Raw genomic sequence first — 25,042 nt, forward strand, 5'->3', positions numbered from 1 at the left:
AACTCATTTTGTTTCACTATTCATCGCTATAACAGAACTTTGTTGAGACTAACTTTTGAGAGTGATTTTATAAGCCTTTGGTCATACATTTTCAATGTGGGTATTTTAATTTTTGGACAGATTTTTTACTTGACACAATTGATTATAATCATTATAATGATTATAGTGAATGGGGGTGTATGTTTGCCTTCGATGATTGACCCATATTCAACAGAGCCCTTATACTATCAACTTAAAGAGATCTTGAGAAAGAACATACTCGCGGGGATATGGAAGTCAGGTGAAAAAATCCCCACAGAAAAGCAGCTTTCAGAAAATTTTCATGTCAGTATAGCAGTTGTCAGACAGGCTGTATCTCTTCTTGTTGAGGAAGGATTTCTTGTCAAACGACAGGGTAAGGGAACCTTTGTAGTCGATACAAGAGTCAGGCAGGGCCCAAGAAAGCTCACCAGCTTTACCGAAGAAATGTCGTCCATGGGGCTTAAACCGTCTTCGATTGTCTTGGAAAAGTTTGTAAAACAAGCAGACGAGAAGATTTGTAATACTCTGAGATTAGAATCAAAAGCCAATGTAATAATGGTCAGAAGGCTCAGGCTTGCCAACAATGAACCTCTTGGTATACAAACATTTTATATTCCTGAATACTTAGCTCCTGATTTCCTCGAGAATGATTTATCTCAATCCCTTTATAAATTGCTGGAAACAAAATACGGTGTCCGAATCGTCTCAGCACAGGAAAAATATTTTGCCACAATACTCGACAAGTACGAATGTAAATTACTAAAAGTTAAATGGCCTTTTGCAGGTTTCATAGTTGAACGTGTTACCTTCGATCCAACTGGTAGCCCTGTTGAATACACAGAGTCCGTTATCAGAAGCGATAAATACTCCGTACAGGTAAATTTGAGGAAGTGACCAGATGTATTTTGTAGCCGATATTGGGGGTACAAATCTTAGAACAGCAATCGTTGATGAAAATGGAACAGTTTTGTGCAAATCAAAGCGAAATACACCAAGAGATTATGGACAACTCTTGCGTTTATTAAAAACCGAGTTTGATGAGAACGCAGAAAAATACCAGATATTGGGATGCTGTTTTTCTATAGCTGGAGCTATCTTCAACGATGGTAGTGTATGGCTTCCAAATGTGTTTGGTTTGAACAGATTCAACATGTCAGACGATCTAAGAGATTTGTTTAGTAAATCAAGTGTTTTTATGATAGATGATCGAGTATCTGGATTGCTGGGAGAACTCTGGAAGGGGTGTGCCGTAGGAAGGAAGGATGCACTTTATCTCGTTATAGGAACGGGTGTAGGACTTGGAATATTTGCAAATGGTGTTCTAATATCTGGTACTCAGAATCTATCTGGTTCTGTTGGATGGATTAAAGCTTGTGACCCTTTGACGAGCGAATTCAAAAATATTGAAGATCTCATCTCTGGTCCAGCGATTGTGAAGCGATGCAAGGAGATCTGCAAAGTGCAAGTGGACTCTCCAGAAGATGTCTTCAGACTACATTCAAACAAAAACGAGTGTGCAGAAAAGATAATTGTGAGTACCTCGCAGCTGATAGGTTATCTTCTGAGTGTCCTCACTAATACTTTTAATCCAGATTTGATCATCCTTGCTGGAAGTCTATCTTTACAATGGAGTGTGTTAAAAGAAAATGTACTCAGGGTATTGAAGGATCATATTAGTCCATTCATTCAGCAACCCACTGTCCAACCAACATCTCTTGGGGAAGATGCTCAGTTAATCGGGTGCGTGAAATACATTCTGATATCGCAAGAAAGGAGTGACTGAGTTGTTTGCATTTGAGACGTATCTTGAGAAAATCAACAATATTTTGAACAAAATCAAGAATGAGCAAAAAGAAAACATTCTCAAGGCATCCGAAGTCATGGCGAATTGCATCGAAAATGGTGGTATCGTTCATTTATTTGGTAGTGGCCATTCAGTTCTTCCGGTTCTGGATGCCTTTCCAAGATACGGAAGCTTTCTTGGTTTTAATCCATTGACCGATCCCAGATTGATGTGGTTCAGTCCCACAGGCCCTGCAAGTGCACCTGGGCTTTTGCTTATTGAGAGAAAAGAAGGTTATGTCGTGGATGGTTTTTTGAGATATCAACCAATAGGTAAGGGAGATGTACTTATTGTTTATTCGCATGGAGGAATCAATGCCGCACCTGTGGAAGCCGCCATTTATGGCAAAAAGATCGGAGCAACCGTCATAGCTATTCTATCAATGGAAAATCAAACTTTTGCCAAACCAACTCATAGTACTGGTAAGAAATTGTCAGATATCGCTGACATAGTTATCGATAACTGTGTACCACCTGAAGATGCTGTAGTTCCCCTTGAAGGCAGAAGCGAAAAAATCGCAGCTTCTTCAACAATAGCTGCAATAGCTGTGACGATGTGCTTGGTAGCAGAAACAGGAACAATTTTGAATGAAAAAGGAAAAGATTTAAAGATCTTTGTCTCTCCAAATGTTGCTGGATTTGGTGTGAATTACAACATAAAAATCTTCGATGAACATCAAAAAATGATCTGTAATCATCAAAAAAAGATTCAAAAGGAGTGAGGATTTTGAAGGATTTCTTTCCTGTATCGGTGTGGTATGGTCCTGAAAGATCAAGAGCACCCATGGTAACAAAGATTAAATCTTTGAAAGAAGTAAAAGAAGATATCCACAGGATAAAATCACTCGGTTTTAACTCCGTTAGATTTTGGTACGATTGGGCAGCCGCAGAACCGAGACCAGATACTTGGGATTTTTCAACAATAGATACACTTTTATCAATCGCGGATGAGCAAAGAATAAAAGCCATAGTTCAAGTTTACACAGATTCTGCACCAAATTGGGTTGAACGAGATCATCCAGATTCACTATTTGTGGATAGATCTGGATTAGTTATACATTCACAAGCATCTCCGGGTTACTGTTCAGACCATCCAGTAGTGCGAAAACACATAGAAAAATTCCTTACAAAACTCGCTCAGATCGTATCTTCACACGAGTCTTTCTATGCTTGGGATATTTGGTCAGAGCCACACATTGTCCAATGGTCTTGGATAGATTATATTAAAGATCCTTGGTTTTGTTACTGCAGAAATTCTCAAAATAGATTCATCGAATGGCTCAAGAAAAAATACAAAACGATTGATGCACTGAACGAAGCATGGTACAGAACTCATAAAGATTGGGAAGAGATAGTTGCCCCAAGATATGTCTCTCTGTCAAGTTTTAGAGATTTATTGGATTGGATTCAATTCAACATCGAAAAGATAGCAGACGATCTCAAGTGGAAAACAGATGCTCTACGTGAAGTCGATAAAGATCATTTTGTGTCAAGCCATGCAGCGATATCAAGTGTTTATGGGATACCGGGTATCAGTTACGGCGCATCAGACGATTGGAGACTTGCTGAGAAAGTAGATATATGGGGTACTTCGTTCTATCCAAAACACACAGGTTCATGGATGCCTTTAAAATCTCATCACATGGGAGTCGCTCTGGATGCAAGCAGATCTTCTTGTGAGAGTCGTGGAAAGCCGTTTTGGATAGGAGAACTCCAAACCGGTCATGGCGTTACCGGAATGAGATTTGGTGAATCTGTTGACAAATTCGACGTAGAAAGATGGGCGTGGTTAGCGGTTTCAAGGAATGCAAAAGGTTTGAATTATTACGCTTGGCTACCAATGAGTTGTGGCTATGAAATCTCTGGTTTTGGCTTAGCAAATTACGATGGCTCAGTAAACGAAAGAGCAATTGCTGCTGGCAATGTCTCTAAGATAATCACTCAGAATATGAAATTATTTTTGGATTCAAAGCCTCTGAAATCTGAGGTGGCGATACTCTACAACATAGAAGCTCATAAAGCCCTGGCTTGCCTGAGAGCAGAAAGCGCTGAACTAATCCGCAAGGACATCTTCGGAATATACAAAGCACTCATGGATTTTGGTATTACAATCGATTTTTTGCATCTAACAGATCTCACCAAAGATCTATCTGAGTACAAATTGATAATCCTTCCATTTTCGATATCCATGAATGCAGAAGCTGTCAAAGCTATAGAAAGATATGTTGCCAATGGTGGGACCATTTTAGCAGATGGTCGGATAGCTTGGATGAAAGAAGATGGAACTCTATGTGAAAAGATACCAGGCTTGGGTCTTGATAAATTATTTGGTTGTGAAGAACTTTATATGAAGGAACTGAGAGAACCAAAGACCTTTCAACTAAATGGAAAGACTCTTTCAGCTTGTAGGTATATTTCAGCTTACAAAGTTGGAACCGGGAAAGCCTTGGCGTCATTTGATAATCAACCTTTGATAGTAGAAAATGCTTATTTCTCTGGAAAGGCAATCATTGTAGGTACCTTAGTTGGAATTGGTTATGAAGAAACCGGGAATATTAACAACCTCGATTTCATAAGAGAGATTGCATCGCAATGCGGCATCCAGAAAAAATATTCTCTCAAGAAAAAAGAAGGCAATACAGATGATTTGGAAGTGAAATTGGCAATCTCTCCAGAGGGAGTCTTGGTTTATCTTTTCAATCACGGAAATAGTAACTGCAGTTTCGATCTATCTATCCAAAAAGATCTTTTTGGCAATGTCAGTAAAGTCAGTTGCTTGAACGAATCAATTTCGATCTCGATCAAACACGAGGATGAATTTTTAACCATGAAAGATCTAACACTGAACGCATATCAAACACTGGTTTTTTTAGCGAAATAATAGTCACTTTTTGATAGGAGGGGTGAAGGATGAAAAAGTCATTGGTTTTGTTATTTGTCGTGATTTTGAGCCTTCTGAGTATTAGTGGTGTTGCAAAAACTAAGTTGATCTTTGCCGTTCACTGGTCAGATTATCAAATCGAAGGAGTTAAAGACGAAAATGAAAATGTAAAAGTGAAGGGACTCAGGCAGTATGTTGAGGAGTATCAAAAACTGAATCCAGATGTTGAAATCGAGATCCAATCTGTACCATTTGATGACTACCTCAAACGCATACTAATTAGTCATACCTCTGGTGTGATAGCAGATGTCTATGTTTTGTATTCACTCTGGGGAGTTCAGCTCGTTGACTCAGGAATACTGGATCAGGTTCCAAAAGATATTGTGGACAAGATCAAGAGTAATTTTGTCAAAGCCGCTGTCGATGGTGCAACTATCGATAAGGCTATATGGGGAGTACCTGTTGAAGTAGACAATTACGCTCTCATTTACAACAAAAAATTGTTGCAAGAAGCGGGATTCAATCAACCACCAAAGACATGGAACGAATTGGTCGAAATGGCACCAAAACTCACAAAGAGAAATCCAGATGGCACAATTGCTCAATACGGTTTTGCCTTTCTATCTGGTTGGGACTCGGCAGTCGTTCATCCATATCTCGCACTTTTGTATAGCAACGGTGGGAAACCCTTCAAAGATGATTTCACCGAATGTTTGCTTACATCAAAAGAAGCAATTGAAGCATTGGAAGCCGAGTTGAAGCTTTTCAAAAACGGTTCCACCGACCCAGCAGCAAGTGTGTGGAATTTCCCATCTGGTAAAGTTGCCATGATGGTAATGGCTCCTTGGTACGAAACATCTTTAAAACTGGGACTAAAGGATCAATATGAACAAACAGTTGGAGTAGCACCAATGCCTTATTTGAAAAATCCAGCGACAACAGGATATACCTGGTTCATAGCTGTTGATGGTGCTTCGAAGAATAAAAAGGCGGCCTGGGATTTCATAAGATGGATGACACTACAAGATGCCGGTGGTTTCACAAGAATGGGAGAATTAATGGCAAAGAATATAGGTGCGATTCCACCAAACAAAATGGACATTGGCTTTTTCAAAGGCGAACTCGATGATCTCTACACATCCGTCTTTGTCAAAGAATTAGAAAACACGTACCAGGAGCCCAATGTTGCTCAAGGACAAGAAATCAAGACGATATTGATGAGAGAAATCATTGAAGCTTGGAATGGTCGAAAAACTGCCGAAAAGGCTTTAAGTGATGCAAAAGCACAAATCGACAAGATCTTGGCTGAGTTCTATAAATGAAAGGAGTTTTCAGTCTTGATTAGCAAACCTCATTCCAAACACTATAAATCCTTAGAGAAAAATACGGGGGCAGGGTATTTGTTCCTTGCCCCTGCTTTGACTTTTTATTCACTGTTTTTTGTATACCCAGTTATCTTTTCCTTCATTGTATCTACGAAGAGATGGAACATGTTAGTCCCTTTGTCGAGGGCAAGAAGTGTAGGATTTTCAGAGTATTCATATCTGCTCAAAGATGATATATTCTTAGGAGTATTGAGAAATACTCTTTTATACGCTTTGATAACAGTTTCACTTACAATTACAATTGCTTTGATACTCGCTGTTTTGATAAATAACGCAAGACTATCGATTTTGTGGAGATTCATATATTTTGCACCAGTCGTGACACCGCAGGTTGCTATAGGCACCATCTGGGGTTATTTGTATAGACCGAACAATGGTTTGCTCAATTCCATAATAAAGGTATTCGGATTCAAACCCGTCTATTGGTTAACAGATGCAAGAGTTGCTTTATTTTCGATAATTATCACGGCAGTCTGGGCTGGTTTGGGAGGATCCATGCTCATTATCACCGCTGGTCTGAAAAACATTCCTCAAGATTATTACGATGCTGCCAAGATCGATGGGGCGGGGCCATTCAGACAATTTTTCTATATTACAGTACCGCTGCTTTCCCCAACGTTACTTTTTCTGACTGCAACTGGTTTCATAGGTGCATGGCAGGTATTTGATCTTCCATTTATAATGGGTAGAAATGCACCAGCAAGGAGTGTCATGACTGTTTCATGGTATGTCTATGAAACAGCTTTTCAGTCCTTAAGAATGGGCAGAGCATCCGCTGGAGCCTTTTTGTTGTTCTGCATAATTTTTGCTTTCACCTTGTTTATTCTCTGGATTTTCAAACGTGGAGGTATCAAGGGGTATGAATAAAAAAGTGATAAAGATAATTTTCGAGATAGTAAGGTACACAATCATAATTTTCGGTGCATTTTGGATGATCTTGCCTTTCTTCTGGCTTTTTTCGGCATCTTTGATGACACCACAAGAACTGATGTCTGATACTCCAAAATGGCTGCCTGAAAAACCCCAATGGAACAATTATTTGCAAGTTCTAAAAAGGGTACCCATTTTCACTTATTATAAGAACAGTATCATAGTAGCGGGTTCCGTTACTGTACTTGTGATTTTGACAAGTTCGATGGCTGGTTTTGCCTTCGCTAAACTCAGATTTTTCGGTAGAAAGATTCTTTTTAGCTTCGTCTTATCTACTATGATGTTTCCTGTCTTCATATTTCTGATACCAGTCTATTACCTTATGAAATTATTCGGCTGGCTTAACAGTTACCTGGCTTTGATCGTCCCATTCGCAGTTAGTGGGTATGGCATATTTTTAATGAGGCAATTCGTCATGACCATACCCGATGAACTTTTAGATTCGGCGAGATTAGATGGGGCAAGTCAGTTCAAAGTCTATTCTGTGATAATTCTTCCATTGATAAAGCCGGCTCTGGCTACTTTAGCAATACTCACATTCATAGGACAATGGAACTCCTTTCTCTGGCCTTTGATAGTCACTTCCACTGCTCAAAAATTCATGACACTACCCGTAGGTATATCGAGACTTTCTCTTGCATTTTCGACCGCTGAAACACAGCATTTGATAATAACTGCTCTTGTCTATCAGGTTGTACCAATGGTGATTTTGTTCCTGTATCTACAAAGATATTATGTGAAAGGTTTTGTGCTCAGTGGATTTTCAAATCTTTGATCTTTCCTGAAAAAGTGTATAATTTATTTTTGGGTGATCATGATGTTGAGAACTTTGTTTAAGGCAAGAGTTCAACTGCTCAGAGATTTTGCTAAGCAAAGAGGTTTTGACGGAATACTTCTGAGTAGATGTGATAACTTTTCTTGGTTTACCTTTGGCGCTCGAAATCACATCACGTTGAATACAGAAGTCGGTGCGGCTCACATTCTTGTAAATGAAGAAAGTGTTTACATCCTTACAAACAATATAGAGAGAAAGCGTATTGAGAAAGAAGAACTTCACGAAGATATTTCATCTGAAGTTGAGTTCGCTGAATATATCTGGTCAAAAAACATGGTAGATGTTTTAAAACCATTTATCAGCACCAAGAAAATCGCTTCCGATACAGGTATGCTTCAAACAACCGATATCAAACAACAGATCGATCAACTTCGCTATGTAATGAGCGATTTTGAATTGAAAACATACTCAGATTTAGGGAAAACATGTGATTATGTTTTGAATAAGGAAATGAAAGAACTGAAACCCGAGATGACAGAACTCGAAGTTCAAGGTATTATATACAAATCTTTGGCAAAGGAAGGCATCGAGCCAATTTTTGTCATGGTAAGTGGTGAAGAAAGTGCAAAACTTTATAGACATAATTTACCAAGAAATGTTAGTTTAGGCAAGAAAGTATTTGTGAGTATCTGTGCACGCAAGAGAGGATTGGTTGTTTCCGCTACAAGATCTGTTTTGTTTGAAAAAGATCAAAATTTGATCGAGCAACACAAACAGAACTGTTATATCGACGCAGTAGCAATTTCGAAATCAAAAATTGGTATTACATTGAACCATGTCTTTGAAAAGATTAAACACGCCTATGCCGAAGTAGGTAAGCCTTATGAATGGATGTTACACCATCAAGGTGGTCTTGCTGGCTACAACGCAAGAGAGATTATAGCAAATGAATCTACAGAATATGAGTTGAAAATCGGTAACGTGCTCGCCTGGAACCCAACGATTACAGGTACAAAATCTGAAGATACAATCGCATTGACAGAAGATGGAATGAAGATCATTAGTTATTTTGACGACAGTGACTGGCCATGCATTGAATTCAAAATAGACGGTACATCAATTAAAAGACCAGATTTACTCGTCATCGAAAGAAGGTGACAAAATGTGGTCTTCACTTATATTTGAAATATTCTGGATGGTTTTGATTTTAAGTTTTTTCATACCTTTTATTCGTGCAAATGTCCAGAAATCTACCAGAGAGGCACTTATAAAGCAGCTTGAGATGAAAAGAAAAAGTCGAGTTATTACTTTGATACATAGACAGGAATCGATGAGCTTTTTTGGTTTAACTTTTGGAAGATATATAAATATAGAAGATTCAGAAGAAGTACTCAGGGCAATCAAATTGACGCCAGTGGATATGCCAATAGATATAATTCTCCACACCCCCGGTGGATTGGTACTCGCAGCTGAGCAAATCGCAAGGGCTTTGGTAAGGCATAAAGGGAAGGTGACGGTCTTTGTACCACATTATGCGATGTCTGGTGGAACACTCATAGCGCTTGCGGCAGATGAAATAGTCATGGATCCCAATGCAGTACTTGGTCCACTCGATCCGCAAATAGGTAGTTATCCTGCGCCATCTATTTTGAGTGTTCTTGAGAAAAAGAACATCAATGAAATAGACGATGAAACATTAATACTCGCCGATGTTGCCAAGAAAGCCATAGACCAAGTGAGAGATTTCATCAGCTGTTTACTCAAAGAAAAAGTAGGAGAAGAGAAAGCAAAAGAGCTTGCACAAACTCTCTCAAGTGGAAAGTGGACTCATGATTATCCAATAACAATCGAAACCCTTAAGAATATGGGACTTCCTGTCTCTGATCAGATGCCAGAAGAAGTATATCAACTCATGAATTTGTACAAACAAGCTGAGCAGAGAAGACCATCCGTACAGTACATACCTGCGCCTTATAAGAGTAGCGAACAGAATAACAAGTCGCTGAAATTCTGATCACCAAGAACGGGTATTTTTGAGTCTCTCCCAAAGATCTCTCGCAAGTTCTGGCGAACTTTGATGAAGCGCGCTTAGTAAATCCAATACCATAGAATTACTCATTTGTTCAGTCAATTTCAAAAGAGAGTCAAGTGTCAGTTTTCCTTCATCGATCCATTGTAATATTCTATCGACATCGAGTGTTGGCATCACATAAATGTTTTTTTCAGCCTTCGATGGCTGGATTTCCCAATTTGGTAAGATGCCTTTGTATGGGTAAGATGCGATGATTTCAGCCCATATTGGTGCTGCATTAACCCCACCTGTTAGGTCCTTCCCATCTACGGCTACCGCAAGAATGATCTGGCTATCTCCTCCGATAAACCACGCTGTTTTTTCAGAGGTGCCCGTTTTACCCGCGACGGGCACTTTTTGCCTTGCATAAACACCTGTACCTTGATCGACAACGCGTTTCATGACGTTCAAAAGCAGTGCACTCGCGACTATCTTACTGTTTTTTCTATCCTTGATAATACTCATGACTTTCGGTGAAGCTTTGTAGATAACCCTACCATATGGATCTTGTATAGAATCTATTATGTACGGTTGAAGAACTACCCCACCATTAAAGATAGCTGCATAACATTTTAAAATTTCTTCGGGAGCACTCTCGATCGTACCGAGAGAAATTGTCAAGTCGTTGGGATAATATCCATTGAGTTTCATCTCTTTTTGAAGAAATTCAACTACCTTGTCCTTTCCCAATTGCATAAATAAATTCACCGAAGGTATATTTCTCGATTCTATTAGTGCCTGTGCCATGGTGACAGATCCTTTGTATTGTTTATCAAAATTTTCAGGTGTCCAATCACCGATTTTGATGGGTAAATCAGTCAATTGATTTTCCAAGCCCCAGCCTTCAAGCAACGCCAAATAGTAATACAAAGGTTTTATGGCAGAACCAAGTTGCCTTCTACCTTCTGGATATGTTAGTCCAACGCCTCTATATGCAAGCACGGCTCCAGTAAAAGGATCTATGGCTTCTATTACGGTATTTTGTTCCAATTGAACAGAGTTTTTGACCAATAATGGATCGAGTGTTGTATAGATACGATAGCCTTGTCTAACCTCATCTAAGCCAAAACCGATCGTCTTCAGCTCTCTAACAACCCTCCAGAAAACTTCTTCATCAAGGTTCCTGCTTGGTTTGTTGACAAAGACAAGTTTATCTATCATTGACAATTCATTATCGTACTGTTCTTGAGTCAGATACCCTTCTCTCAACATCGCCATGAGGACTGTTTTTGCTTTCTTCTTGGAAAGCTCGGGATTTCTGAACGGATTGTAGTTTTCGGGGGATCTTATTGTACCAACAAGAATAGCACTCTCCTGAAGATTCACATTGGAAAGGTCCTTCCCAAAGTAATAATTACAAGCACTGGCAAGTCCATATAAACCATTCCCCATATACACGGAATTCAAATACATCTGCAAAATCTCATCTTTCGTGCGTATTCTCTCAAGCCATAATGCAATAAAAGCCTCTTTGATCTTTCTCTCCCAGGTTCGTTCCAGAGACAGATAAAGTGTCCTTGCAAGTTGTTGAGTGATCGTACTTGCCCCTTCGTTTATTGAAAATGTAGAAAGATTTCTGATAAGTGCTCTCACTATTCCTTCAAGATCAACACCGATGTGTGACGTAAAATTTTTATCTTCAGAAGAGATAAGCGCATTGATCAATACTGAAGGTGTCTCAGACAAATTCTTCCAGAAAGTCCTTGATAACATTATGGGTGACCCATCTTTGTAAAACATGATCAAACCAGTTGGCAGGTGAGATTCTGGTGCGTCGAGATCTTTTGTGACCAGAAAATAGCATAAAAATAATCCCACCAAAGAGATTGCCATTCCTATAAAAAATGCGAATCTTTTCAAAATTTGCACCCCTCAATCTCAAGCAACATCTTTTTCCATTCTATACCACCGGTAAACCCACCGATCGAATTTTTCGCTACAACTCTGTGACATGGAAAATATATTGGCAAAGGATTTTTCTTCAAAGCTTGTCCTATTGCTCTGGGAGAAGTTCTGAACTTTTCAGAGAGCTGTTTATAAGTCACGGCTTGCCCATAGGGTATATCTCTCAACGATGTCCAAATGCTTTTTTGAAATTCTGTACCTGAAAATTTCACGGGAAAATCGAAATTCTGTCTTTTACCCTGAAGGTACTCTTCAAATTGAGTTGCTATATTTCGTTCAATTTTCCCGTCACATCTTTTGTTGAATTTTATTTCAACAACATAACCATCTTCTTCACAAACACAGATGTAACCACATTTTGTTTCAAAAGATTGACAATTCATGATTCATATCTCCCTTCTGTCATAATATCTTTGAGGTGATCAAGTGAGAAAAAGATTCCGCGAACTGAATTTGACTTTTGGCAAATTATTTCCCGCAGAAAAGAATCTTATCACAGATGTTGAACAAATCAAAGTCGGGCATGTGACACTTTACTATGATAAACCATCGATAATCAGAACCGGTGTTACTGCAATAATACCAGAGAATGTTTTTGAAAAACCAGTGACTGCTGCTTGTGCGGTGCTAAATGGTTTTGGAAAATCCGTTGGATTAATGCAGATAGAGGAATTAGGACAAATACAGACTCCTATAATCTTGACAAACACTCTGAGTGTTGGTGCTGGATTTCAAGGTCTGGTTAATTATATGAGCAAAAAATACAGTTTTAGAACCTTAAATCCCGTAGTTTGTGAATGCAACGACGGTTTCCTAAACGACATACTCTATCCGGCAGTGAGGGTAGAACACGTGGCACAGGCTATAGATTTGGCATCTGAAAGTTTCGAACTTGGAAGTGTCGGTGCTGGTACAGGAATGACTTGTTTTGGCTTCAAAGGTGGAATTGGAAGTTCTTCAAGGATCTTGAAAGATAATTTTGTAATGGGTTCCTTAGTGCTTGCCAATTTTGGTAGCTATGAAGATCTATGCATCTTAGGTAAGAAAGCGTCAGATTTTGTCAAACCAGGTGTGGAGAAAAAACAGGAATTTGGATCTATTATCATATTGATTGCAACAAATCTGCCACTTGACTCAAGGCAACTCAAAAGAATAGCAAGGCATTCTTTCCTTGCCTTGGGTATGCTCGGTGCACCTGGATATCACTCAAGTGGAGATGTGTGTATAGCCTTTTCAACTACAAAGGGTTATGTAGAAGAAACAAAAGAAAATTTCGATCTACTTTTCAGAGCAGCTGTAGAATGTACATATGAAGCAATATGCGACGCCTTGTTTTGTGCGGAAGACATTGAAGGCTTTCTTGGTAAAGCAAAAGCCATGCCAGTGGAATGGGTGATAGAATCAACCAGGAGGGATTGAATTGAAGGATATTGAACTCATAAGGAACATATGTATCATCGCTCACATAGATCATGGTAAGACCACTTTCGTTGATCGAATACTTGAGATCACAAAAAGTGTCGATCCAAGGCTTATGCACGAACAATTCCTGGATCAAATGGATATTGAAAGAGAGCGCGGAATAACTATCAAGGCACAGCCTGTGAAAGTGCTTTATGAATACGATGGAAAAGAATACGAGATAAATATCATAGATACTCCAGGACACGTTGATTTCTCTTATGAGGTCAGTCGAAGTATGGCGGCATGTGAAGGCGCAGTATTAATCGTTGATGCTTCTCAAGGTGTTGAAGCGCAGACTGTGGCACATACATATCTGGCGATTGACAATGATCTTGATCTCGTTCCGGTTTTGAACAAGATCGATCTGCCCAACGCCAATATTGAAGAATCAACGAACGAATTGGTTAGCCTTATTGGAATAGGACAATCAGAGATTCTAAAAATGAGTGCAAAAACAGGTGAGGGAGTTAAAGAGGTATTGGATGCGATAATACAAAGAATCAGACCTCCAAAGGGCGATTCAAAAAGATCCCTTAAGGCATTGATTTTTGATGCAAAGTACGATAAATATCGTGGAGTTATAGTCTATGTGAGAATTTTCGATGGTATCATCAAGAAAAACGATAAGATAATTATCATGTCAACAAATGAAGAATACGAAGTCGTCGAAGTAGGCATCTTTTCTCCAGATATGAAGCCGACCGATGAACTCGGTCCTGGTGAAGTAGGTTATATCGTAGCCGGTATCAAAGAAGTATCGCAAGCCAAGGTGGGAGATACGATAACCAGTGCAAATAACCCCATAGACTCTCCATTACCTGGTTATCGGGAAGTAAAACCAATGGTATACGCAGGAATGTTTCCAGGACTGCCAGAATATTATGAAGAACTCAAGAAGTCACTCGAAAAACTCAAACTGAACGACTGGGCACTCAGTTTTGAACCAACCCACTCACCTGCACTCGGTTTTGGTTTTCGCTGTGGTTTTCTTGGTTTGTTACACATGGATATAGTGAGAGAAAGACTCGAAAGAGAGTACGAGATGGCTGTTATTCTCACAGCACCAAATGTTGAATACAAAGTTCTTTTGAACAATGGCGAAACTATTTTGGTGAACGATCCTGCCAAGTTTCCAGATGAAGATCAGATTCAAAAAGTCTATGAACCATTCGTAAAACTGTCCGTGATCACACCCACAGATTATGTTGGTGATATCTTCACAAATCTTCAAAATGAAAGAAGGGCAAGTTTACTTCATACAGAGAACGCCGGAAAAAACAGAGTAGTCATGGAATTCAAAGTACCACTCGCCGAGATCATAACAGATTTCTTCGATAAATTGAAAGCCATAAGCAGAGGTTATGCCTCTATGGATTACGAGTTCATGGGTTATGAGGAATCTGAAGTCGTCAAAATATCGATATTGGTAAACAAAGAGCCAGTTGATGCTTTGGCAACAATAGCTCATAAAAGTAAAGAATATGCGATAGCGAAGAAATTGGTTGACAAACTCTCTGAATTGATACCGCGCCACCAATTTGAGATCCCTGTTCAAGCAAAAGCACACGGGAGAATCATCGCACGAGCTGATATAAAAGCGTTACGAAAAGATGTACTCGCAAAATGTTATGGTGGAGACGTCACAAGAAAGATGAAATTATTAGAGAAGCAAAAAGAGGGAAAGAAAAAACTCAGAGAAATAGGGCAAGTAACCATCCCACAAGAAGCCTTCCTCGCCCTTTTGAGAATAGGCGAGGAAGAGAACAACTGAAAAAGTCTATACGAATCTCCTTAGGTGCTCGAGACCCATCTTCAAACCAATTTTGGATTTTTCGATAGTACCAGTCCAAACTGGGTCTTCGTGTTCTATACTTATAACAAAATCATAACCAATTCTTTTGAGAGACCTTGTGAATTCCTCCCAATCTATTTCTCCTAAGCCCGGCAATCTGTATATCCACCAGCTTTTACCATGCAAATTACTACCAAAATGTCCGAAGATACCTTGTTGATCTAACACATTGTCATCTATTTCAACATCTTTTGCATGAACATGAAAGATCCTGTCTTTGAATTCTTCAAGTGCTTTTATGTAATCAATACCGAGCCAATAAAGATGTGATGGGTCAAAGTTTATTCCAAAAGAGTCTGGTGTTATTCTCAGTATCTCTTTCCATAGTTGGGGTGAGTAAAAAATATTACCTATCTTTTCAGGCTCCTGCCAACCAACCATTGGACAATTCTCAATCATCAATTTCACATTTTTCTTTTCTCCATAAGTTATCAATGGTTTGAATACTTTTTCGAATTCTTTTATGTTCTCTTCGACAGATTTTTTAATATCTCTACCGATAAATGTTCCAACCAGTTCCACCTTCAAAAGATGTGCGGCGTCTATGACCTTTTTGAGATGTTCATTGATGTTCTTTCGCTTTTCTGGATTTGAATCCAAGTTATTATCATAATAAGCCAACGAAGATATGATCAAACCACATTTGTCGAGTACTTTTCTGATCTCTTCAGCCTTCTTTTTATTGAAATCCCGAACATCTATCGTCGTTGAAGAAAAATCCCTCTCGTTCACAAGAGGCCAGGCAGCAATTTCCAAAGATTCAAAGCTATTCTCAGAAGACCATTTTGCAATTTCTTCGAGCTTTGTGTTTCCAAGGGCAACTGTGAGAAATCCGATTTTCATCTTTCTACCTCCTTCAAAAAGGGTCAGGCTTTCTGCCTGACCCTGGTTCTAAAAGACCGATTCTGGGAAGTAATAGTCTTTGGCATTTTCTTTTGTCACTGTCTCTGTTGCCAGAATGATTTTTCTTGGAATGCCCCTTTGATAGAATCCATTGAGATCTTGTTTTCTCAGAGCCATCACGGCAAGGTTGATTGCTGTAGAAATCATATTTGGTGGATAGGTGAAATTGACTCCAATGAGCGGGTTACCATCCATAATCATCTTGACGATGTTTTTCTCACAAGCTCCACCAACCAAGACTATGTTTTTGTCTCTACCAGCTTGCTTGAGTGCCAAGAGGACACCATGGAGCATGTCGTCATCACCTGTCCAGACTGCGTCAATTGTTGGAAATTTGGTGAGCAATGTTTGCATGACTTCGAAGGCCTTTTCCCTGCTCCAATATCCTGGTTGTTCAGCTATGATCTTCAGGTCTGGATAAAGGCTTATTGCATCTTTAAAGGCCTTAACTCTTTCATCATCAATACTGCACGGTATACCCCTTATGACGACGATATTTCCCTTCCCTTTGAGTTTTTCAGCAATATACTTTCCTGCGAGATAGCCGTACATATAATTATCTCCAGCAATGTAGGTGTTGTACTCCTCGGAATTTATACCCCTATCCACTATGACCGTGAAGACACCCTGCCTGAATGCTTGGACACAAATTGGTGTAAGTGGAGCCGATTCGTAAGGATTGATCACAAGAGCATCAATACCCTTCGCCAAGAGTGCCTGTACCTGTGCAATTTGCTCGCTCGGTTCTTTTGCTGTCACTAAGTAGAATTCAACATTCGGATCATTCTGGTACTGCTTAATTGCGTACTGTGCCCACCAAACCATTCCACCTGTCCAACCATGATCTGCTGCCGGAATTGCTACTCCAACTCTGATTTTTTCGGCAAAACTAAATACCACCACAGCTACAAAAAGAATTACAAGAAACTTTCTCATACAAACACCTCCCTTGAAATTACCCCACCAGGGGTCTCATTCTTTTCTCAAATTTTGTAACAACACCGCAGCGATAATGATCAAACCTTTCACCATACCTTGCAAATAGACTGCAACGTTGAGCATAACAAGCATGTTATTTATAACCCCCAGTATCAGTGCACCAAAAAATGTACCAAAGACACTACCTTTACCGCCGCTGAGACTTGTTCCACCTATTACTGCAGCAGCTATTGCATCGAGTTCAAAACCATTACCTGTTGAAGATGAACTTACCGCACTCATCATAGAAGACAACAAAATCGCCGATGTGGCAACGGATATACCACTGACTACGTAAGTCCAGGTTCTAACCATATCGACTTTGATCGCCGAATAAAGTGCGGCTGTTTCATTTGCTCCAACGGCGTAGACATATCTACCGAATCTTGTTTTATCGAGTAGTATGTAAGCCAATATAGCATAAACTATGAACACAATCATTGGTAATGGAAGTCCTAAAACAAACTTCATACCTATGCTCGTGTATTTTTGAGACATAGTCATATAGACTCCACCGTTTGCAAAATTCAGAACCAAAGATCTGTAGATTGCCATTCCACCAAGCGTTGTAACAAAAGCAGGTATCTTGCCCTTTGTTGTTAAAAGTCCTACACCGAAACCCAAAAGTACCGCCAAACCATAGGTGAATAAAAAGGAGAGTATCACAGAAGACGTTTTATCACCGAGTTTGTTCACAATTTGAATTGCTACAGAACCCAACAGAGCGAGCATCGAGCCTACTGACAAATCTATTCCACCTGCTATCATCACAAAGGTGATACCAATTGCAATGATTCCAACGTATGATGTTTGCCAGAATATATTCAGGATATTTCTCGGTTTTAGAAAAGCTGGGCTCAGTATACCAGAAAAAACCATCAAGCCAATTAAGATAAGCACTATAAGGTATTTAGAAAGGTTCATGCTGAAAGCTTCTTTAATCTTTATAAGAATCACCTTCCTCTAAGCCTGTTGCAAGGTAAATGAGATTTCTCTCATTGATATTTTCACCAGATACAGACCCAACTATCTTCCCATTTCTCATGACAATCACTCTGTTGCAAAGTCCAATTATCTCTGGTAATTCTGAAGAAACCACGATGAAAGTCACATCAAAATCTTTAATCATTTGATGCATAATTTCATATATCTGATGCTTTGCATTGACATCAACACCGCGTGTTGGTTCATCAAAGATGAATATTTTGGCACCTGTCTGCACAAGCTTAGAGATAACCACCTTTTGCTGATTCCCACCACTCAACGTCTTGGCAATCTGAAATGGTGTTCTTGCCTTTATATCGAATCTTTCTTGGTAGCTTTTGAAAGTTTCTATTTCTCTCTTTTTGCCGAGCAATACTCTTGAGAATTTTTCCAACGACATGATTGTAGTATTCATAAAAACTTGAAGAGATAGAATTATCCCGGCAGTTTTCCTGTCTTCTGGAAGATAAACTATTCCAAGTTTTTTTGCATCTTTAGGAGAATCGATATTAACCTTTTGCGTATTCAACAGAATTTGGCCAGTTTGCAACTTTCTAAGACCTATTAATGCCTCCATCAATTCTGTACGACCAGAACCAACAAGACCATAGAATCCAAGTATTTCTCTTTTAAAAACCTTGAAATTGATCTCCTTGAAGGTACCATCTTTCGAACTGAGATTTCTCACCTCCAGGACGACTTCTTCTAACGGTAGAGATTTTGGTGGATACATTTCGTCCAATTTTCTACCTATCATGGATTCTGCTATCTGTTTTTCAGTAAGCTGTCGTGCTGAACCTTCATAAACCTTTCTACCATCTCTAAGAACGATTAAATCATCTGCAATCGCTTTGACTTCTTTCAATTTATGAGAAATAAAAATGACTGTCATTCCTGAATTTTTCATGTTTCTGACAACTTCAAAGAGTTTCGAGATTTCTTCCTCACTTAAGGAAGAAGTTGGTTCATCCATGATCAGAATCTTTGCCTGCTTTGATATCGCTTTTACAATTTCTACCATTTGCTTCTGTGCTGGTGAAAGCTGAGATACATAGGATTTTGGATCGATCTTCAATCCAAACTGATCCAAGTATTCTTTGGTCTTCTCGATCATGAACTTTTTGTTCAGAAGAAGGTTGTTTTTAACTTCATCCCCCAGAAAAACATTTTCATAGACTCTAAGAGTATCAACCAAATTCAGTTCTTGAGGAATCAATACGATACCCAATGCTTTAGCCTTGAGTGGGTTTAGGCGAACCATATGACCATCAACAAAGATCTCCCCCTTGGTTGGTTGTAGGAAACCCGACAATATCCTCATCAATGTTGATTTGCCAGCACCATTTTCACCAACTACACCATAAACTCGTGCTTTTTGAAACTGCACATCAACGTCATGCAATACCCTCACAGATGAAAAGTCCATGCATATATTTTTGGCAGAGAGAACTACTTCATCAGCCATCTACTTTCACAATTCCTCCTTTTCTGGATGATTCAAAGATCTTTTCAACGATCTTTACAGCTATCATTCCATCCTCTGGTTGAACAATTGGCTTTTCAAGACCCAAACACACCTTCGCAAAATGATCTATGACAGGCATCTTCCAATATGGATCTTCATTGGTAAACAAAGGCTTGAGAGCTATTTGTCCGTGAAAGCCAACTGGCTTTGAGAGATATATGTCGATCCTTGAGGGATCGGTCTGTCCTATCTTCAAGGTACCTTTTTCACCGTATATAACAAAATAGTTCTCTTCCAATCCTTTTGTAATCCAATTGGCATCGATCGTTGCAAACCCACCATTTGACAGTTTTAAAACAGCACTTGCGATATCCTCAACACTACCTTGTTTTTCCAGAGTTCCAATCATTGCCGTGCATTCGGTTACTTCCAAACCCGTTAGATATCTTATAAGGTCCACTTTGTGCACCCCAAGATCTCCAAGGGCACCGAACATTGCAGAATCTTTCTGGAAAAACCACGCGGCGTTGGGAGACCAATTCTCAGGACCTGAGTGCCCGAACATCGTTTTTACGAGTCTTATTTCACCAATCATGCCCGAATCGATAATTTCTTTCGCTTTCTGATGATGGGGAAAAAATCTTTGAGAGTGATTGGTCATCAATATTTTCTTCTTTTCTCTTGCTACTTGAACCATTTGCAAAGCCTCTTGAGAGTTAGTCGCCATTGGTTTTTCAACGAGTACGTGTTTCCCCATTCTCAGAGCATCGAGTGATACCTTTGCATGGAGAAAATTTGGTAGGGCAACTATTACTGCATCGATGTTCTCTCTATAGAGCATCTCTGAATATTCCGTGTAAAAATGTATTGTCTCATCATTGAGTTTGTTTTTGAAAAAGTTCAATCTCTCCTCATTTTTGTCTGAGATTGCCACAAGTTGAACATATTCAGAAAGACGTGCATTTGGAATGTGCAATACCTCAGAAATCTTCCCGGCTCCTATGATACCCAATTTGATCTTCTCTGCCATCTGTGATACCTCCTTAGATCTGTTTTATGTCGATAACTTTCTTTCTGAATGGAGACAGTGGAAACCTGGATCCGTAATGCTTAAAAACCTCTGCAAATTCACAACCAACTTGAATTCCCCTGAAACCAGCCGGATAGATGATCGACGGCATGATTTCTTTCAGAAAAACACGCTCATCAAAGGCATCTTTCATGAGCTCGATTGCCGTCTTTTTGTAATTAAATGAATCTGTTATATCAACAGCTACATCAAAATCAAAACCGATACTTGATGCTGGTATTTCAAAAAAATAAATCTCTTTTTCAAATCTTCTTGCCAGTTTCACAATTTGTTGAGATACAATTTCATGATCGTACAATATCTCCGTATGCCAGTGTGTGAACACAACATCTGGATTGAATTCTTCAAGTAGTTTTTTCAAATCATCGAATAATTTTTCTTCGTCTATCTGTCCATAGCGATATTCGAAGTAAACAGGTTGTGCTCCAAGCATCTCAATGGCATCGTTAAAACCCAAGATTCTATCACCGCAAGCACTGAGAACACATACATGATATCCATTGAGAATTAACTGTTTTATCGTTCCTCCCATTCCGATAATTGGGTCGTCACTATGTGCTGAAGCAACAAGGACCTTTTTCACACATTCTCTCCCCTTTTTCTTGAACTCGACTGTCTTATAACCAACCGAGGCGAAAAGATATACCTTTTGATCTTTTTGTTTCCTTTGATTAATTCAAAGAGAAGCTTTGCTGATACCTCGCCCATTTCTTCAACTGGTTGATGAACAGAAGATAGAGATGGTGATATGACTTCACACAATTGTTCATCGTCATCGAATCCAACGATTGCGATATCTTCAGGTACCTTCAAAGAAAATTCTTTAGCAGCTCTCAGAGCACCTATTGCCACAAGGTCATTCATACAAAAAACACCATCTACCTTCTGACCCAAAGAGAGTATCCTTTTCATGTACTCATAACCTTTGCTTTCATCATATCCCACTGGATATGCAAGTGGCTTTAGATTGAATTCTTTCATTGCGGCCTGATATCCTTCAAGTCTTTGGAGTGAGACATACAGTTCATGCGTTCCGCCAAGGTGGATCACATTGTAACAGCCATTCTCGATTAAATGTTTTGTCGCAGAATATGCACCATAAAAGTTATCCAATACAAGTGAAACAACATTCTCATGGTCATAATCTTTATCAAATACGACAACGGGAATATATGAAGAAACCTCCAAGACCAAGTCATCGTTGACACGTGAATTACCTATGATGATTCCATCGACACCGAAAAATCTCGCGTTTCTTATAAGCATCTCTTCTCTGTGTAGATCTCTGAAAGAATCCATCAAAATAACTAAGGAATCCTCACCGCAGGCTTTTTCAACACCGCGAGTGAGTCGGGCAAAGAACGGGTTTATTATGTCTGGTACTATGAGTCCGACAGTTGTGATTTTCGTCTTTTTCGCCATATTTCTGGCGTGAAAATCCGGTGTATACCCAAGTTCTTTAGCTACTTTCAAAATCTCTTTACGCTTTTTTTCACTAACCCGTCCTTTACCATTTAATACTTTTGAGACTGTAGAAACTGAAACCTTTGTTAGGTCAGCTATTTGCCTCAATTTTGCCACTCACAGACCTCCCAACAATGTATATCACAAAATAGCAAATTCAATATCAGATTCGGTCATCTCTCTCACAGCCTCTTCTCTTTGACGAAAATAGGTCACTGATTCTCTGACCAGATTGTTCATAACTGATTCATCGGGTGAAGAATTTGCCAAAACATACGGATCAGCATATGGACCAAGCGGTTCAAAGGTGATGAATCTTCCTTCTTGATTCATACCAACCAAATATGCAGCCATTATAACTAAATCCAGATCTATCATGCCTTTACCAGGACCATCGCGATTACTGTCTGCAATATGAAGATTTATTAGCCGATCTGAACATTTGATTATTGCACTTGCAATATCATTCTCTTCACACAACATGTGATAGATATCACCATTTATATAGTATATCGCTGGATGATCTACGGCTTTGATGTATGAAATAGCCTGATCAACCGTGTGTATCAAACTGACCTCGGCAGACCTTATTGGTTCGATGGCAGCTTTGACTGTTGATCTTTCAAAATATTTTGCACAGATTCTCAAAGTTTCCACACTTCGGCTCAGATCATAATCATCTTCAGGCTTGGTTTTTCCAACAGCACTTGGAACAACTATTAAATATCTTCCACCAACGGATTCTGCAAAATTTATCTGTCTTTTCACATAATCGATGGCATTTTGCCTTATGTATGGATTTGAGCTTGAAAGATCATTGTTTTGTGAATAAAGACCACACACTCCAGAAACCTTTACATCCACTGCCTTTAGTGTTTCACGTACCCTATCTACCTTGGGAGAAATCTCATCGGAATAGCTATCACCTTTCAATTCAACAAAATTTATTCCGTTGCTTTTCAACCTATACAATGACTTTTCCAAAGACTCTCGTCCAAACATCCACACACTCCAGGATAGATCAAACCTTCTAACCATTTTTTCTGGGTATTTGGTTTTGAACTCCAAGAATTTTTTTACCATCTCAAGTTTTTTCAACTGGAAGTTCTGTAATCTCATTCGTCACCACACCTTTTATCTTTCCTCGTTAATACCCAATTCTTTTAGAGTATCTCTCAACCATTTCAAAGATTTTTCAAGCAGAATCCCACCTTTGCCTTCACACTCTATACTCAAGGTACCTGCGTAGCCATTGTCTCTCAGCATTTCAAGAACCTTCTTAATGTTACCTGCATTCACACCTTCACCAACTGCACAATGACTGATTCCTATGCCGGTATCTTTCCCCCTCAAACTCATCGCCAAACTTTCCGAAACATCTTTTATGTGGACATGTTTTATTTTCTTTATAAATCTCCTGCAAAATTCAATGGGATCTTGTCCGGCTATGAAGGTATTACCTGTATCAAAATTGAGACCTAATCTATCACTCTTAACAAAGTCAAGCATCTTCTCAAGCATTTCTGGTTTTGTCGTGAAATAACCATGAATTTCTATGTTGATGTTGATCCCATAAAGCTCTGCAAGTTCAACGATGTATGAATAAGATCTTTTCATCAACTCCATAGCTTCTTGGTCTGACAGTCCCTCGGGTTTGTGCAATCCATCGGTAGTGGCAATATTATCACATCCAACCAATTTTGCCCAAGGCAGTGTTTTACAAACATATTGGACCCCAAAGTACATCCCATCTTTACCGGAAAGAGGGTATGCGGCATCGAGTTGAGAGAATTTCACCCCGTACTTTGCCATTTTCTCCTTCATCCTGATTGGATCCTCTGATAAAGAAATGTGAGGAAAGTATCCCAAGCCATGTATCCAGGTAAGACCATCGATGACACCACATTCAATGTAGTGGACATCATGTTCCTTAGCCCACTGCAAAGCTTTCTCAAAACTAAAGACAGCAGAGTTAAAAGCATCTGTATGAAAACCTATTTTCATGCCTACCCCTCCTTACTTTGCTTGACGGATTTCTTAAAGATCCCCTTCCCTGCATATGCACTGAAAGCGCTAACGGCGAGCGAAGCCACTATGAAGATTCCAAAGACAACTTCTTGAAAATATGGGTTCACTCTAAGCATGTTCAATGTATTGGAAATTATTCCCATCAATAAAACACCAAAAAATGTACCCAATATGTTACCTTTTCCTCCAGACAGTGGAGTACCTCCAATGACAACGGCACCTATTGCTCTTAATTCCAATCCAGAACCTGTAGTTGGCTGAGCTGCGCCAACTCTTGATAAGAGTATCATCGAAGCCAAACCCACTAACAGTCCGTTTGCCAAAAAGGCAAGCATTTTGGTCTTGAAAATCGAGATTCCAGAGAGATAAGCAGCTGCAGGGTTACTTCCCACTGCATAAAAGTGTCTACCGAGTTTTGAATATTTCAGAATGAAATGCACCAAAAAATATATAGAGATTCCTATCAAAAAACCCAAAGGAAGTATTCCCCAAATTCTGGTTAATCCCAAAGCTTCGAATTTGCCATATATGGTTTGAAAGACTCCTTTTGTTATGGCATATGCAGTTCCTCTGAAAACACTCAAGAATCCCAAGGAAGTGATAAAAGAAGGCGCTCTGAAAACCAAAGATGATGATCCAACAAGTAAACTATCAAAAGATGCTAAAGCCAATGCTACCACGATCACCCAGAAATAACTGACATCATTCTTGATCATCATAGCAATTACACATGTAACCAACCCAATGTTGGCACCAACGGATATATCTATCTCTCCAGAGATTATCAACATGGTCATACCCGATGCGAGTATTCCTAAAACAGCGATTTGCTCCAGAATATTCGTGATGTTACTCAGACTGAAAAACCTTGGGTTTATGGTTCCAGTAATAGCTGCGAGAACTACTTCTGCCAAAAGTAGAAAAAACCATTGATTCTTGTACACTGGCCTTTTACCCTTGGGTAAGACTTGATTTGAATTCTTCTGCTGCATGTCATGTCCCTC

General features: G+C 39.3%; 23 protein-coding genes and 1 pseudogene. 11 read left to right on the plus strand and 13 right to left on the minus strand.

Annotation, left to right across the window (positions count from 1 at the left end; genetic code table 11):
* Positions 1-192: 192 nt before the first annotated feature.
* The 9 genes from TSP02S_RS09315 (at position 193) to TSP02S_RS09355 (ending at position 9,848) form a co-directional block, all read left to right on the plus strand.
* Positions 193-915, plus strand: coding sequence for a GntR family transcriptional regulator (locus TSP02S_RS09315; RefSeq protein ID WP_232503808.1), 723 nt, complete (start codon positions 193-195; stop codon positions 913-915).
* A 4-nt stretch (positions 916-919) separates the two neighbouring features.
* Positions 920-1,804, plus strand: coding sequence for an ROK family protein (locus TSP02S_RS09320; protein ID WP_041083609.1), 885 nt, complete (start codon positions 920-922; stop codon positions 1,802-1,804).
* Positions 1,797-2,585 carry a sugar isomerase domain-containing protein gene (locus TSP02S_RS09325; protein ID WP_408645538.1) on the plus strand — a complete coding sequence of 263 codons (789 nt, stop codon included), beginning with the start codon at positions 1,797-1,799 and terminating at the stop codon, positions 2,583-2,585. Before TSP02S_RS09320 ends, TSP02S_RS09325 begins: the two co-directional genes overlap by 8 nt.
* Before the next feature lie 5 nt (positions 2,586-2,590).
* On the plus strand, positions 2,591-4,744 hold the full coding sequence (locus TSP02S_RS09330) for a beta-galactosidase (protein WP_041083611.1): 2,154 nt from the start codon (positions 2,591-2,593) through the stop codon (positions 4,742-4,744).
* A 29-nt stretch (positions 4,745-4,773) separates the two neighbouring features.
* On the plus strand, positions 4,774-6,066 hold the full coding sequence (locus tag TSP02S_RS09335; RefSeq protein WP_041083612.1) for an ABC transporter substrate-binding protein: 1,293 nt from the start codon (positions 4,774-4,776) through the stop codon (positions 6,064-6,066).
* Between the two features lie 78 nt (positions 6,067-6,144).
* Positions 6,145-6,996, plus strand: a complete 852-nt coding sequence (locus tag TSP02S_RS09340) for a carbohydrate ABC transporter permease (protein ID WP_052465419.1) — start codon at positions 6,145-6,147, stop codon at positions 6,994-6,996.
* On the plus strand, positions 6,989-7,834 hold the full coding sequence (locus TSP02S_RS09345) for a carbohydrate ABC transporter permease (RefSeq protein ID WP_041083614.1): 846 nt from the start codon (positions 6,989-6,991) through the stop codon (positions 7,832-7,834). The genes TSP02S_RS09340 and TSP02S_RS09345 overlap by 8 nt, the downstream gene beginning before the upstream one ends.
* Positions 7,835-7,876: 42 nt before the next feature.
* Positions 7,877-8,992: a M24 family metallopeptidase gene (locus tag TSP02S_RS09350; RefSeq protein WP_041083615.1), complete on the plus strand. Its 1,116-nt coding sequence runs from the start codon at positions 7,877-7,879 to the stop codon at positions 8,990-8,992.
* A 4-nt stretch (positions 8,993-8,996) separates the two neighbouring features.
* Positions 8,997-9,848, plus strand: a complete 852-nt coding sequence (locus TSP02S_RS09355) for an SDH family Clp fold serine proteinase (RefSeq protein WP_041083616.1) — start codon at positions 8,997-8,999, stop codon at positions 9,846-9,848.
* Here the strand turns inward: TSP02S_RS09355 and TSP02S_RS09360 are convergent, their stop codons facing one another.
* Together TSP02S_RS09360 and TSP02S_RS09365 are read right to left on the minus strand one after the other, a co-directional pair.
* Positions 9,849-11,765 (minus strand): transglycosylase domain-containing protein, encoded by a 1,917-nt coding sequence (locus TSP02S_RS09360; RefSeq protein ID WP_041083617.1) that lies wholly within the window; start codon positions 11,763-11,765, stop codon positions 9,849-9,851.
* Positions 11,762-12,193 carry a methylated-DNA--[protein]-cysteine S-methyltransferase gene (locus TSP02S_RS09365; RefSeq protein WP_041083618.1) on the minus strand — a complete coding sequence of 144 codons (432 nt, stop codon included), beginning with the start codon at positions 12,191-12,193 and terminating at the stop codon, positions 11,762-11,764. Before TSP02S_RS09365 ends, TSP02S_RS09360 begins: the two co-directional genes overlap by 4 nt.
* 43 nt (positions 12,194-12,236) lie before the next feature.
* Here TSP02S_RS09365 and TSP02S_RS09370 point away from each other — a divergent pair, with 43 nt between their 5' ends.
* Entirely contained in the window at positions 12,237-13,229 is a 993-nt protein-coding gene (locus TSP02S_RS09370) for a P1 family peptidase (RefSeq protein WP_052465421.1), read from the plus strand.
* A 1-nt stretch (position 13,230) separates the two neighbouring features.
* Positions 13,231-15,045 (plus strand): translation elongation factor 4, encoded by a 1,815-nt coding sequence (lepA, locus tag TSP02S_RS09375; RefSeq protein ID WP_041083619.1) that lies wholly within the window; start codon positions 13,231-13,233, stop codon positions 15,043-15,045.
* Positions 15,046-15,051: 6 nt separating this feature from the next.
* On the opposite strand, the gene TSP02S_RS09380 is transcribed toward lepA, so the two are convergent.
* The 11 genes and pseudogenes from TSP02S_RS09380 to TSP02S_RS09425 form a co-directional block, all read right to left on the minus strand.
* On the minus strand, positions 15,052-15,969 hold the full coding sequence (locus TSP02S_RS09380) for a sugar phosphate isomerase/epimerase family protein (protein WP_041083620.1): 918 nt from the start codon (positions 15,967-15,969) through the stop codon (positions 15,052-15,054).
* Positions 15,970-16,017: 48 nt separating this feature from the next.
* On the minus strand, positions 16,018-16,965 hold the full coding sequence (locus tag TSP02S_RS09385) for a substrate-binding domain-containing protein (RefSeq protein ID WP_041083621.1): 948 nt from the start codon (positions 16,963-16,965) through the stop codon (positions 16,018-16,020).
* A gap of 36 nt (positions 16,966-17,001) precedes the next feature.
* Positions 17,002-17,931 carry an ABC transporter permease gene (locus TSP02S_RS09390; protein ID WP_041084378.1) on the minus strand — a complete coding sequence of 310 codons (930 nt, stop codon included), beginning with the start codon at positions 17,929-17,931 and terminating at the stop codon, positions 17,002-17,004.
* Positions 17,932-17,944: 13 nt separating this feature from the next.
* Positions 17,945-18,964, minus strand: a complete 1,020-nt coding sequence (locus TSP02S_RS09395) for a sugar ABC transporter ATP-binding protein (RefSeq protein ID WP_408645548.1) — start codon at positions 18,962-18,964, stop codon at positions 17,945-17,947.
* Positions 18,959-19,456, minus strand: a pseudogene (locus TSP02S_RS11230) (ATP-binding cassette domain-containing protein); the annotation flags it as partial. The pseudogene TSP02S_RS11230 and the gene TSP02S_RS09395, both read right to left, overlap by 6 nt.
* Complete coding sequence (locus TSP02S_RS09400; RefSeq protein WP_041083623.1) at positions 19,449-20,486, minus strand: Gfo/Idh/MocA family protein; 1,038 nt, start codon at positions 20,484-20,486, stop codon at positions 19,449-19,451. The pseudogene TSP02S_RS11230 and the gene TSP02S_RS09400, both read right to left, overlap by 8 nt.
* Positions 20,487-20,499: 13 nt before the next feature.
* On the minus strand, positions 20,500-21,129 hold the full coding sequence (locus tag TSP02S_RS09405) for a PIG-L deacetylase family protein (RefSeq protein ID WP_041083624.1): 630 nt from the start codon (positions 21,127-21,129) through the stop codon (positions 20,500-20,502).
* A complete protein-coding gene (locus TSP02S_RS09410) occupies positions 21,126-22,127 on the minus strand; it encodes a LacI family DNA-binding transcriptional regulator (RefSeq protein WP_041083625.1) in 1,002 nt (333 codons plus the stop codon). The genes TSP02S_RS09405 and TSP02S_RS09410 overlap by 4 nt, the downstream gene beginning before the upstream one ends.
* Before the next feature lie 24 nt (positions 22,128-22,151).
* Positions 22,152-23,129 carry a sugar phosphate isomerase/epimerase family protein gene (locus TSP02S_RS09415; protein ID WP_041083626.1) on the minus strand — a complete coding sequence of 326 codons (978 nt, stop codon included), beginning with the start codon at positions 23,127-23,129 and terminating at the stop codon, positions 22,152-22,154.
* Positions 23,130-23,144: 15 nt separating this feature from the next.
* On the minus strand, positions 23,145-24,014 hold the full coding sequence (locus TSP02S_RS09420) for a sugar phosphate isomerase/epimerase family protein (RefSeq protein WP_041083627.1): 870 nt from the start codon (positions 24,012-24,014) through the stop codon (positions 23,145-23,147).
* A gap of 2 nt (positions 24,015-24,016) precedes the next feature.
* Entirely contained in the window at positions 24,017-25,030 is a 1,014-nt protein-coding gene (locus tag TSP02S_RS09425) for an ABC transporter permease (RefSeq protein ID WP_052465422.1), read from the minus strand.
* Between the last annotated feature and the right edge of the window lie 12 nt (positions 25,031-25,042).

This window comes from Thermotoga profunda AZM34c06 (assembly GCF_000828675.1).
In the GTDB taxonomy this organism is placed as follows: Bacteria; Thermotogota; Thermotogae; order Thermotogales; family DSM-5069; genus Pseudothermotoga_B; species Pseudothermotoga_B profunda.